The sequence below is a fragment of the Pseudomonas sp. DL genome (assembly GCF_047199225.1).
GTDB lineage: Bacteria > Pseudomonadota > Gammaproteobacteria > Pseudomonadales > Pseudomonadaceae > Pseudomonas > Pseudomonas aeruginosa.
This window is the reverse complement of sequence record NZ_CP178323.1, coordinates 4,143,770-4,155,936: the sequence shown is the minus strand read 5'-3', so window position 1 is coordinate 4,155,936 and position 12,167 is coordinate 4,143,770. Positions and strand designations below refer to the sequence as shown.

8 protein-coding genes are annotated in these 12,167 nt (G+C 65.3%); 7 read left to right on the top strand and 1 reads right to left on the bottom strand.

The window, feature by feature from the left end:
• Window positions 1–114 precede the first annotated feature (114 nt).
• From ACI766_RS19265 to ACI766_RS19240, 6 genes are all read left to right on the top strand, one after another.
• Window positions 115–747 (top strand): response regulator, encoded by a 633-nt coding sequence (locus ACI766_RS19265; RefSeq protein ID WP_003449647.1) that lies wholly within the window; start codon window positions 115–117, stop codon window positions 745–747.
• Window positions 748–1,052: 305 nt separating this feature from the next.
• The gene (locus ACI766_RS19260; protein WP_023104221.1) at window positions 1,053–3,128 is read left to right on the top strand and encodes a type VI secretion system tip protein VgrG; all 2,076 of its coding nucleotides are present in this window, start codon (window positions 1,053–1,055) and stop codon (window positions 3,126–3,128) included.
• Window positions 3,125–3,973: a DUF4123 domain-containing protein gene (locus ACI766_RS19255; protein ID WP_076938995.1), complete on the top strand. Its 849-nt coding sequence runs from the start codon at window positions 3,125–3,127 to the stop codon at window positions 3,971–3,973. Before ACI766_RS19260 ends, ACI766_RS19255 begins: the two co-directional genes overlap by 4 nt.
• Window positions 3,970–4,761 (top strand): hypothetical protein, encoded by a 792-nt coding sequence (locus ACI766_RS19250; RefSeq protein WP_076938994.1) that lies wholly within the window; start codon window positions 3,970–3,972, stop codon window positions 4,759–4,761. The genes ACI766_RS19255 and ACI766_RS19250 overlap by 4 nt, the downstream gene beginning before the upstream one ends.
• Window positions 4,758–6,995, top strand: a complete 2,238-nt coding sequence (locus tag ACI766_RS19245; protein WP_076938993.1) for a lipase family protein — start codon at window positions 4,758–4,760, stop codon at window positions 6,993–6,995. Before ACI766_RS19250 ends, ACI766_RS19245 begins: the two co-directional genes overlap by 4 nt.
• A 379-nt stretch (window positions 6,996–7,374) precedes the next feature.
• Window positions 7,375–7,716: a hypothetical protein gene (locus ACI766_RS19240; RefSeq protein WP_003082903.1), complete on the top strand. Its 342-nt coding sequence runs from the start codon at window positions 7,375–7,377 to the stop codon at window positions 7,714–7,716.
• Window positions 7,717–7,731: 15 nt separating this feature from the next.
• Here ACI766_RS19240 and ACI766_RS19235 read toward each other — a convergent pair whose 3' ends face one another.
• Window positions 7,732–8,652 carry a LysR family transcriptional regulator gene (locus ACI766_RS19235; RefSeq protein WP_016851841.1) on the bottom strand — a complete coding sequence of 307 codons (921 nt, stop codon included), beginning with the start codon at window positions 8,650–8,652 and terminating at the stop codon, window positions 7,732–7,734.
• 204 nt (window positions 8,653–8,856) lie between these two features.
• Here ACI766_RS19235 and ACI766_RS19230 point away from each other — a divergent pair, with 204 nt between their 5' ends.
• Window positions 8,857–12,144 (top strand): pyruvate carboxylase, encoded by a 3,288-nt coding sequence (locus ACI766_RS19230; RefSeq protein WP_033936191.1) that lies wholly within the window; start codon window positions 8,857–8,859, stop codon window positions 12,142–12,144.
• Window positions 12,145–12,167: the final 23 nt, after the last annotated feature.

Sequence of the window (12,167 nt, the reverse complement as noted above, 5' to 3'; positions counted from 1 at the left end):
GCCTTTTCCTCTGTTTCGCCCCCTTCGTCACGAAGACGGACGAAGGGTGGGCGCGGCGGTAGCGGGCTAAGGTAGCATGCGCGGCGGAAACTGCGACTCCTGGAGACTACAAGAATGACTGGCCGCATCATCGTCGCCGATGATCATCCGCTGTTTCGCGAGGGCATGCTGAGTATCCTCCAGCGCCTGCTGCCCGAGGCCAGGATCGAGGAGGCCGGCGATCTCGCCGGGGTCCTGCGCCTGGCTGGCGAAGGCGAGCAGCCCGATTCGCTGATCCTCGACCTGCGTTTCCCCGGCCTGACCCGCATCGAGATGCTCGCCGACCTGCGCCGCCAGTTCCCGCGCACCACCCTGATCGTCGTCTCGATGGTCGACGACCCGCAGCTCATCGGCGAAGTGATGAATGCAGGGGCCGACGGCTTCCTCGGCAAGAGCATCGCGCCCGAGGAACTCGGCCAGGCGATTCTGGCCATCCGCGCCGGGGAAGTGCTGGTGCGCTACGAACCCTCCGGTCTCCTGCCGCTGCAGCCCAGCCCGCGCCTGGAGGGGCTCACCGAGCGCCAGCTGGATGTCCTGCGCCTGCTGGCCCAGGGCAAGAGCAACAAGGAGATCGGCCGCGCCCTGGACATCTCCCACTACACGGTGCGCATCCATGTGTCGTCGCTGCTGCGGGCACTGGACGTGCCGTCGCGGACCGCGGCGGCGGTGAAGTACCGGGCGGCTCTGGGGCATGGCGACGGGGAGTAGCGGCAGCGATGGGCCCGGCGCCGATCAGACGTCGTGCGCCTTGTCCTGCCGCCGGCATGGGGCCTTGGTCCTAACAGGCCAAGACCATGCGGCTCGGCACGTTCAGTAGCGTTGCGAGTATGGCTTGACAGTCGCTTGACTGCCTGAGTGAGACGGCAGCAGGTCCCGACAGAACCACTTCTGGTCAGACAGCGTTTTCAGAATTTTCTGCGCATACGTTCGAAGGGCGACTTGCTAGAGTCCTCGCTCCATGCCCGCGCAGCTGCATTTTTACAAGTGCGCTGTCCAGCTTAAGGAAAAGCAAAATGTTCGCGCCAGCCAATAGTGCGCACTTTGCGCTATCGATCCCCTCCGTACGCAACGACTTCAAGGTACTGGCTTTCGATGGCACCGAAGCCATCAGCACCCTGTATGCCGTCCGTATCGAACTGGTCAGCGAGAACCCCGATTTCGACCTGGAGGGTTTGCTCGGTCAACCGGCATTTCTCCAGTTCGGCCTGAGCGGCGAAGGGATCCATGGGCATATCGAAGACGTGTACGTGGGCGAAGCCGGTAGGCGCCTGGCGCGCTATCACCTGACCCTGGTGCCGGTATTGCACTACCTGCAGTTCAGCTTCAACCAGCGCATTTTCCAGCACCTGACAGTACCGCAGATCATCGCACAGGTGCTGGCAGGCCATGGTATCCAGCCTGATGTCTACGTCTTCAATGTCCACTCCAGCCCGGAACGCGAATACTGCACCCAGTACGGTGAAAGCGATTTCGATTTCATCCAGCGGCTGTGTGCCGAGGACGGCATCGCTTGGCACCACCAGCATTCAGCGGATAATCACCTGCTGGTGTTCACCGAGGACCAGGCCTGGTTCCCCTTGCTGGGATGTACGCCATACCGCCAGGATACTGGGACGGTCGCCGATCATCCGGTGGTCAATCGGTTTTCCCAGCGTTTCAGTTCCCGCACCAGCAAGGTGACTCGCCGCGACTACGACCTGAAGCGGCCAAGCCTGTTGCTGGAAAGCCAGTTCACCGCGGAGTTCGAGCCGGCCCTCGAGGACTATCGTTATCCTTCGCCGATCACTACGCTGGAGCGTGGACAGGTGTTGGCCAGACAGGCTCTGGAACGGCATCGTGTCGATTACCAGTTGGCCGAAGGCCAGAGCGATCAGCCGACGTTGCGCAGCGGTCACTTCTTCAAGCTGACCGAACATCCGCGCAAGACATGCAACGAACTGTGGTTGTTGCTGAGCGTCACGCACTCTGGTCGGCAACCCCAGTCACTCGAAGAGTCCGTGACCGGGGATAGCCAGGCAGAAGACGGCTTCACCCAGGGTTATCGCAATACCTTCACCGCCATTCCATGGGATGTGTTTTTCCGGCCGCCGCTGCTGACGCGCCGACCCCTGCCGGGGTGCCAGACCGCTCGGGTCACCGGTCCGGCCGGCGAGGAGATCTTCTGTGATGAATACGGGCGGGTGAAGGTCGAGCTGCATTGGGACAGACGGGAACTGGGAAGCGACAAAAGCAGTTGCTGGCTGCGGGTTGCTTCCAGTTGGGCAGGCGAGCGTTTCGGCGCGGTGACCATTCCGCGCATTGGCATGGAAGTGGTGGTGAGCTTCCTCGAAGGCAACCCGGACCGCCCGCTGATTACCGGTGTCGTGCCGAACAAGACCACGCCTGTGCCCTACGCGCTGCCGGCGAACAAAAGCAGAACCGTATTGCGTAGCCGAAGTACGCCGAACAGCGGCGGCTACAACGAACTTTCGATCGAAGACCGGGCAGGCCAGGAAAAGATCTTCCTGCGCGCGCAGCGTGATATCGAGCAACTGATCCTCAACGACAGTCACACCAGCATCGGCAATGACCGTCACGAACGGATAAGCCGGGACAGCCGCAGCCTGGTCGAAAACGACCGCTTTGAGCAGGTGAACATGAACAGTTCCAGCCTGATCAAGGGCGATGAGCTGCATACCACCCAGGGTGAGCGCCACACCCGGATCGGCGGCAACGAACTGCTTTCCATCAGCGGCGCCGGCAGCATCGCCGTGGACGGTACCTGGGTCGTGCAGGCCGGATCACAGGCCCGTGTCACCGCCACCAATGTGCTGGTCGATGCCGGCGTGAACCTGACACTCAAGGCCGGTGGACAGCATATCGTCATCAACTCCGCAGGGATTTTCAGCAGCGTGCCGATCGTGCAGGGCGGAGCCCCGATGGCCGGCATCGCACCGCAGCAGGCACTCCAGGCTCTGGCCGAAGCAGCACAGACCGTCGTCGCCAATTCGCTGCCTCTCGTGGCTGCCGCCAGGCAACGCGCCGCGGACTTCTGCCCGCTCTGCGAAATCTGTCGCGATGGACTGTGCCGTGTTGGAGGTGCCGCATGACCACGGCCGAACAATGGCTGCAGAAACAAGGCGAGCTGGGCCGATACCTGTACCTGGTACTGGACTCCGATGGCCAGCTCGACGAGCGCGATGCCTTGCTCGAAGGGCGCGAACCCCATCAGTACGGCAATCTGTATAGCGGTACGCCCGCCAGTTCGCTGGCGGCGATAGGTCCCTACCTATTCCGGCTCGATGCGCTGGACCATCCGGTCATTCAGGCGTTGCTCAAGTCGCCCGAACGTCATTGGGGCTGGCTGGCCAGCAGCGTGAGCAGTGATCTGGAGTCGCTGGCCCGGCATTGGCGCACTCGCCTGGTAACGGGCGAGCGGCCGAACCAGGCGCTTTATCGCTTTCACGACAGTCGCGTGCTGGGTCGCGCCCTGGCACACCTGCAGCCGGAGCAGCGCCCGGCGTTCCTTGGACCGATCTCCAGCGCGTGCTACTGGCTGGCCGGGCGATGGCTCCATGCCGACAACCCTGCCCCTGGCGACCATCCCGTGCCGGCCGAACCGGCGTGGCTCGTTGTCCCCACGGCTTCGGAGACGGCGGCAGGTATTCAGTTCGACAACGCCTGGCGCTACCTGATTGCCGAGTGGACGGAGCCGTTTGCGGAATTGGCCGGGCAGCGGGATGCCGACGCCTGGCTTCGGGCGCAGTTGGAACTGGCCCGCACATGGGGCTGGCGGGCGCCTGAACAGATCCGCTTTCTACTGCTTCAACGCCTGTTCGCATCGGATCACGCTCTGCCCAGGTCCTGGTCACCCCTGCCTGACGAAACCCCCACGACGCATTTCGAGCGTGTGTATCAGGAGGTGCGGTTCTGGCAAGGAGACGCCCCCGTATGAACTGCACCCTTAAAAACATGACCCTTGCCAGTTGCCTTGCGCTGGCCCAGGGCTGCACTGCCCTGGGCACGTCCAACAGTTTTACCGTTACGGCGGACCTGCCACCTGAGTTCACTTACGAAGCCACGGCAACTTATGTGCCGGCCAAAGGTGAAACCTGCACGGTGCCGGGGGGAAAGGATACCCAAGTTGGCTACAACTCGGGTCGGGAAAAATATGAACGGGATTCGAAGATATTATTACGTCGTACGGTCAGTGGCTGCCCTTTGGTACTGCAAAACATCGATTTCTATATCTATGGCTGGTATGGCAAGAGTTGGAGGGATTTCGGGCGTGACTCGGCCCTGATCGTCGTACGAGACAAGCTGGTCGAGGTGAAAAAAGGCACTTTCAATGCGGCCGGGGAAAGCGAGTTTGCCGGGCAATGCCAGTGGCTGTTTCGTACAGCCGGGAAGACCCGTGTTCTGAGAAAGCTCCTCGATTGCAAAAGGATGGATGAGACGGGTGTACGGCGCAAAGCGAAACCTTTCGTGGCTTACACCCTGGACCAACTGCCCGGCAAGACGGTGAGGTTGAGGATCAAGCTGGCTGACGAAGAGCTGCCAGCTATCGGCGACACGTGGGTCAAGGTACCTGGAGGGTGGAAACGCTGCTTGGGTGATAACTTTGAAGATCAATACGCATTTTGCTATGGAAACTATAAGGACTTCAGCTCCTTCAGAATGCCGGATGGACGCAACTGCACCCTCTATCCCGGTTGTACGGAAAACAAGGCGGTGACCCCATGACCCCTGGGCCGATGGAGGAGTGGGAAAAGCCGTTCTTCAGTGAACGTATCCATGCCTGCCCGCGACGCACCCACTCGACCAGTTTTCAACTGGTGGATGAGCGGGGGGATGGCAGGCCCTATGCCGGCCTGGCTTATGAAGTCAGCGATTCTGAGGAGGTTGTCTACCTTGGTGTTCTGGACGAAACAGGGACAGGCCGAGTCAATCGGCACTATTGCGGGCCGGTGGTTCTTAAGCTCGCTCAAGCCTATCAAGGGAGTGAGAAGAGCTACACGTTTTTACAAAAGAGGCCACATTACCCGCTCCCCATCACTGAGCTGCAAGTACGTGCCGAGAAGACCCGCTTTGTAAACCCTGACGGCGCCCGCACCCGGTCCAACCCCGCCCAAGGCCAGGCCGATTCTTTCTGCCAGGTCGAGGTGAGCGAACTGGTGGAGCACCGGGCCCATCTTCCGCCCCTGGCGCTCCGGTACTTTCCGCCTCGGCACCAGGTGCATGCGCTGATGCGCCGTCCCTCGGCCGCCATGGCGGAGTTGGGATTTGCTCCCAGGCCTCCCCGGGTTCGCGGTATCGCGCTGTTGCCGAACCGGCACCATGTGCTGGAGGTGCGCCCCTTGCGGGCGCTGAGTCCGCTCCTGTCCACGGGCGAAGCGTTCTGCTACCTCAACCTGTACCAGTTGGCGCTGATGTCGACCCTGAGCTATAGCCCGTTTGGCCAGGAACCCGATACGCAACCGGTGGAAACCGACGCCGTGAGCTTTCCGGCGCAACCCAGCGTCGGCAACTGGTTCGGCGATGCCCTGGCCAGGTCCGATGAGCTGTGGCAAGTGGACGCAACTCAGGCCGGCGGGAAGGCTTACTACCCCCTGTATGAAGAAGTGGCCTACTCCAGGCGCCTGGAGGTCATACCGTTCGACCCCGAGCTATACCCCGAAGTGAACAGCCCCGAACTCGGGGCGGATCAGGAACATCCGGCCAGGCTCCATTACCTGAACGATGCCAAAAAACGGGGGAGTACCGATACGCAAGCCTATGTCACCCACAACGATGAGCTGATCCTGCTGGTGGTACGCGGCACCGCGAGTATGGCTGACGTTCTGCGCGATGTGGATGCTGCGCAGACGCCGTTCGAGGAAACCAGAGGCAAGGTACACAACGGCGTTTACGAGTCGGCCAAGGTGGCCATCAAGTTCTTTGCAACCTACCTGGATAAGTTCTACAGCGGGCAGAAGCTGGTGATCACCGGCCATAGCCTTGGTGGCGCGGTGGCTTTGCTGGTCGCCGAGATGTTGCGGCAACAACCAGAAAAATATGACATCGTGCTCTACACCTACGGCAGCCCGCGCGTAGGCGACAAGACCTTCGTGGAAAACGCCAGGCCTCTGGTACATCACCGCATGGTCAACCAGAACGATCCGGTGCCCAGTGTCCCGGCGGCCTGGATGAAAACGTCCTGGCGCATGTCGGGGGCGGGCGTCCTGCTGATGCTCTTCAACCCCGCCATCGGAGGGGCGGTGGTGCTCCTGAGTCCCGTCAACATCGTCGGCGAGCCTTACACGCACCACGGCAAACTGCGTCATTTCATGCCCGTGTCGTTTGCCGATGGCCACAAGTCCGCGATCCTGTGGACGCCCGGCTGCGAAAGCATTACCGAGCGCGGCGGCGCGGCGGTTTGCGCCAAGGCACTGGCTGCAAGGAATGGCTTGCCGGAGCGAGGCGGGCTGCTGCGGCAGATGCTGGATAATGCCGATCACAAGATGGTCGCCAGCTACATTCCGCATTGCTGGGCTTCCTTGCGCCGTGCGCAAGAGGCCTTGGAGGAAGGCCGCACCGTGGTGACTCCGACCGAGTATGAGCGGGTCGGGGAAGCGCTGCAGGACTTCAAGGCGCAGTTGCGGGAAAAGGAGGCTGTGGCCTACGGTTCTGCCAGGGAACAACAGATAATGGGGCCATTGCGCGCTGAAATCGGCAGGTTGCAACAGACCGCTGTGCGACTGAAAGCATTGAGCGTCGAGCGTGTCAGCGAGGCCAAGGTCTACGGCCGGGTTGCCGAGCGGCCCGAGGCGCTGGCGGTGAGCCTGGAGCGCTGGCTGGCGCACTCGTTCAATCGCTCGCATGAACAACTCGCGATGGCCCCGCCGGATGCCGACAGCAATGAGCGCGCGATCGCTACCCTGGTAGGCGGCCATGCCCCTGGAGCGGTGTTCGATCTGGATATCGATACGCTTGGATAGAGCGGAGTCAAACAAACCCTATCGAGAGCTCTATCCATATCCGCCTCCCCTCGGCTTTTTGCCTGGGACCTGTTCCAAGCCACATGGGCAGGCGCGCGTTGTAGCGACGTTCGCGCAATACCGACACGTGCTGGCGACGCCCGTCTTTCAGGGCATCGGTTTGAAGCGCGGTGAAGAAGCGCAGCAGGCGTGGCTTGTGGGGCATCTCCAGGCCGAGGACCATCGGACAGGCTAGCCGCTCGGCCGCCATCTGCCGCTGGGAGAAATGGCTGGCTGGGCACGGCTTGCCGCGCGGGAGCGGCTCTGAGGCGATGGCGGATGCGCCGAGGCGCCGGGGCTGTTTTAATGGCGCACTCTCCATGGCCAAGGAAACGGACACATGCGTAGCCCGCTTGCCACGATCGCCTGCGCCTGCCTGCTGCTCGGCGGCTGCTCCAAGTCCGCCGAGGACAGCGCCAACCCATTGCTGGGCAAGGATGCCGAGTGCCTCGAACTGTTCGCCCGCAGCAATGCGCTGTACTGCGACATCCGCGAGGACGAACGCGAATCCCAGGCGAACGGTACGCCGCGCCGGCACACCGACTACGAGGTAGCCGATGCCGCCTACCTGCTCAAGGCCACCGGGGAGCGCTGCGCGATCGATACGACCTATGTCACGGAGTGTTCGGCGAAGGCCGGGCAGTGGCTGCAGAAGGCCCGCGCCAAGGCGGCGAAGCCCTAGTCGCAGCGCCCGCGCTCAGCGCAGGCGCGTCGCCAGCTCCGCCAGTTCGCCGCGCAGCCAGAGGCTGCCGGCTTCGTCGTCGGCCTGGCGCGACCAGTAGAGATTCAGAGTCACCGCTGGCAGGGCCAGCGGCATCGGCAGCAGGCGGTTGCCCAGGCCGCGGTTGATCAGTTCGGCGTAGCCTCGGGTCAGGGTCAGCAGGTAGCCGCCCTGGGCCACCAGCAACGCCGCCGACAGGTAGTGCTGGCAGCGCTGGCGCACCTGGCGGGCCAGGCCGAGGTGGCCGAGGGCCAGGTCTTCGATGCAGATGCCGCGTCGCCGCGAGGTCACCGCGACATGGTCCGCCGCCAGGTACTCCTCCGCACTCAGGTCGCCGGCGAAGCCCGGCCCGGCCATCACGCACAGGCTGTCGTCGAGCAGGTGCTGGCGGCGCAGGGCGGCGTCGGTGGGCCGGGCGATCTCGATGGCGAGGTCGATGCGTCCGGCGCCCAGTTCCGCCTTCAGGTCCGCCCAGTGCAGGCTGTTGCAGCGTATCTCGATGCGCGGCGCGGCCTGGCGCAGGTGGGCGAGGATCGCCGGGAGCACCAGCGGCTCCAGTTGCTCCGGCATGTTCAGTTGGAAGGTCCGCGCGTCGCGCCGAGGGTCGAACGTCTGGCAGCGATTCATGCTGCGGTGCAGGCCGGCGAGGGCGTCATGGATGCCCGGCGCCAGTCGCTCGGCCAGCGGCGTCGGCGCAACCCCGCGCCCCTGGCGGACGAACAGCGGGTCGCCGAGCTGGTCGCGCAGGCGCGCCAGGGCGTGGCTGACGGCCGACTGGCTGAGATGCAGGAGGCCCGCCGCGCGGGTCAGGTTGCGTTCTCGATAGACCACTTCGAAGACCCGGAACAGGTTCAGATCGAAACGGCTGAGGGGCGACCATTCATGTGGCTGATTCATGTTTGCGCGCGCCTGTCTGGGGAAGGCGCCAGCCTAGCAGGCATGCTCGCCGATAGAACCATGCATAGGCTTCATGGATTTCGATGAATAAGCCTCAGTTCTGCCGCTTCCTTCGGCTGCCTAAGATGCCTGCGACGATGACCAACGCGCCGCCGGGCCAGCTCCTTTCGCCGGCCGCCTGACCCGCTCCCCGGAGAACCTGCCGTGACCGCTCCCTTCAACGCCTTGCTGATCGCCAACCGCGGCGAGATCGCCATTCGCATCGCCCGCGCCTGCGCCGACCTGGGTATCCGCTCGGTGGCGGTGTTCGCGGAAGACGATGCCGCGTCCCTGCACGTGCGCAAGGCCGATGTCGCGCTGCCGCTGGCCGGCCGTGGCGTGGCGGCCTATCTCGACATGGATCGGCTGGTCGCGCTGGCCCTGGAGCAGGGCTGCGAGGCGATCCATCCGGGCTACGGTTTCCTCGCCGAGAACGGCGAATTCGCCCGTCGCTGCCAGCGCGCGGGCATCCACTTCGTCGGGCCGCAAGCGGAAGTGCTCGACCTGTTCGGCGACAAGGCTGCCGCGCGCGCCCTGGCCGAGCGCCTGGAGGTGCCGCTGGTGGCCGGGATCAACCGTGCGGTCAGCGTCGAAGAGGCCGAGGCGTTCCTGGAAGGGCTGGGCGATGGCGCCGCGGTGATGCTCAAGGCCCTTGCCGGCGGCGGCGGACGTGGCATGCGCGCGGTGGAGGAGGTTGCGCAACTGGCCGATGCCTACCGCCGCTGCCGTGCCGAGGCGCAGGCGGCGTTCGGCCGGGACGAGTTATACGTCGAGCAACGGGTAGCGCGGGCGCGGCACATCGAGGTGCAGGTGCTCGGCGACGGCAGCGGTGCGGTCAGCCACCTCTGGGAGCGCGATTGCAGCCTGCAACGGCGCCAGCAGAAGCTGCTGGAGATCGCCCCCAGCCCGGACCTGCCGGAGGCCACTCGTGAGGCGCTGATCGATTGCGCCCTGCGCATGGCCGGCGCGGTGCGCTATCGGGGGATCGGTACCTTCGAGTTCCTGGTCGACGACGAGCGCCCCGGGCGCTTCTATTTCATGGAAGCCAATCCGCGCATCCAGGTGGAGCACACCGTCACCGAGGAAGTCACCGGGGTCGACCTGCTGCACGCCCAGTTGCGTCTCGCCGCCGGCATGGAGCTTGCCGCCCTCGGCCTGGAGCGACCGCCGGCGATCGGCGGCTGCGCGGTGCAACTGCGGATCAACCTGGAGACCCTGGCGGCCGACGGCAGCGCCCGTCCGGCGGTGGGCACTATCGGCGCCTACGAACCGCCCAGCGGTCCCGGCCTGCGGGTGGACGGCTACGGCTATGCCGGCTATCGGGTCAGCCCCAGCTACGATTCGCTGCTGGCCAAGCTGGTCGTGCGTGGTGCGGATTATCCCGCCGCGTTGCGCCGGGCCTACCGGGCGCTCTGCGAATTCCGCCTGGAGGGCGTGGCGAGCAACCTGGATCTGCTGCGCAACCTTCTGCTGCATCCGGCGGTACAGGCCAACCGGGTCGACACCCGCTTCGTCGAAAGCCACCTGGAGACACTGCTGGCGCCTATCCCGGCGAGCCATCCGCGGCTCCGCGCCGAGTGCCCGCTCGCCGAGGACGCCGCGCCTGCGCGGGTCGAGGCGCCACTCGGCAGCCTGCCGCTGTCTGCGCCGAGCAGCGGGGTGCTGGTGGCCCTGGAAGTGGCCGAGGGCGAACGGGTGCGTGCCGGCCAGCGGGTCGCGATCCTGGAAGCGATGAAGATGGAATTCGAGGTCAAGGCACCCGGCGGCGGTATCGTCCGGCGACTCGCGGCGAGCCTCGGGGAGCCTCTGGAGGAGGGCGCGACGCTGCTGTTCCTCGAACCGACGGAGGATGACGACGAGCAGGCACCGACCGAACAGGCGCTGGACCTGGCGCATATCCGCGCCGATCTCGCCGAGGTACTCGAGCGCCAGGCAGCGCTGGGCGACGAGCGTCGTCCGCAGGCGCTGGCCAGGCGGCGCAAGACCGGACAGCGTACCGCGCGGGAGAACGTGCTCGACCTGCTGGACGAGGGCAGCTTCAGCGAATATGGCGGTTTCGCCCTGGCCGCCCAGCGTCGCCGGCGCTCCGCCGAGGAGTTGCTGGAGCTGAGCCCCGCCGATGGCCTGGTCGCCGGCACCGGTACGGTGGGGGCGGCCAGCTTCGGCGTGCAGGCCGCGCGTTGCCTGGTACTGGCCTACGACTACACGGTGTTCGCCGGCACCCAGGGGGTGATGAACCACAAGAAGACCGACCGCCTGCTCGGCCTGGCCGAACAGTGGCGCTTGCCGCTGGTGCTGTTCGCCGAGGGCGGCGGCGGGCGCCCGGGCGATACCGATTTCGTCGGCGTCGCCGGCCTCGATTGCCATACCTTCGTCGGCATGGCCCGGCTCTCCGGGCTGGTGCCGCTGGTGGGAGTGGTCTCCGGTCGCTGCTTCGCCGGCAATGCCGCGTTGCTGGGCTGCTGCGATGTGATCATCGCCACCCGCGACGCCACCATCGGCATGGCCGGCCCGGCGATGATCGAGGGCGGCGGCCTGGGCCGTTTCGCCGCCGAGGAGGTCGGTCCGACGGGCGTGCAGGGGCCCAACGGAGTGATCGACGTACTGGTGGAGGACGAGGCCGAAGCGGTCGCGGTGGCCAGGCGCTATCTCGGCTATTTCCAGGGCCCGCTGCCCGACTGGAGTTGCGCCGACCAGCGCGAGTTGCGCCACCTGGTGCCGGAGAACCGCCTGCGTGCCTACGACATCCGCCAGGCGATCGAGGTCCTGGCCGACCGGGGCAGCGTGCTGGAACTGCGGCGCCAGTTCGCTCCCGGCCTGGTCACCGCGCTGCTGCGCATCGAGGGCCGGGCGTTCGGCCTGATCGCCAACAACCCTGGCCATCTCGGCGGCGCCATCGATGCCGCGGCTGGCGACAAGGCCGCGCGCTTCATGCAGTTGTGCGACGCCTTCGACATCCCGATCGTCTCGCTCTGCGACACCCCTGGCTTCATGGTCGGCCCGGAGGCGGAAAAACAGGCCACGGTGCGCCACGTCTCGCGGATGTTCGTCAGCGCCGCCAGCCTGACGGTGCCGTTCTTCACCGTGGTCCTGCGCAAGGGCTACGGACTGGGAGCCCAGGCCATGGCGGCGGGCAGCTTCCATTCGCCGCTGTTCACCGTCGCCTGGCCCAGCGGCGAGTTCGGCGCCATGGGCCTGGAAGGCGCGGTGCGGCTGGGCTTCGCCAAGGAGCTGGCGGCCGAGGAAGACCCCCAGCGGCGCGAGGCGCTGTTCCGCGGCATGGTGGACAAGGCCTACCGCAACGGCAAGGCGCTGAACATGGCCAGCTACCTGGAGATCGACGCGGTGATCGACCCGGCGGAGACCCGCGCCTGGCTCCTGCGCGGCCTGGCCGTCGCCGGAGAACCGGCGCCGAGGGCGGGGCGCAAGCGGCCGTTCGTGGATACCTGGTAGATGGTCGGCCCGCAGTGCCCTGG

What these genes read in the sequence shown, in the direction of transcription:
- ACI766_RS19265 (WP_003449647.1), top strand. Translation starts at nt 115, where the DNA reads ATGACTGGCCGCATCATCGTCGCCGATGATCATCCGCTGTTTCGCGAG.
- ACI766_RS19260 (WP_023104221.1), top strand. Translation starts at nt 1,053, where the DNA reads ATGTTCGCGCCAGCCAATAGTGCGCACTTTGCGCTATCGATCCCCTCC.
- ACI766_RS19245 (WP_076938993.1), top strand. Translation starts at nt 4,758, where the DNA reads ATGACCCCTGGGCCGATGGAGGAGTGGGAAAAGCCGTTCTTCAGTGAA.
- ACI766_RS19240 (WP_003082903.1), top strand. Translation starts at nt 7,375, where the DNA reads ATGCGTAGCCCGCTTGCCACGATCGCCTGCGCCTGCCTGCTGCTCGGC.
- ACI766_RS19255 (WP_076938995.1), top strand. Translation starts at nt 3,125, where the DNA reads ATGACCACGGCCGAACAATGGCTGCAGAAACAAGGCGAGCTGGGCCGA.
- ACI766_RS19235 (WP_016851841.1), bottom strand. Translation starts at nt 8,652, where the DNA reads ATGAATCAGCCACATGAATGGTCGCCCCTCAGCCGTTTCGATCTGAAC.
- ACI766_RS19250 (WP_076938994.1), top strand. Translation starts at nt 3,970, where the DNA reads ATGAACTGCACCCTTAAAAACATGACCCTTGCCAGTTGCCTTGCGCTG.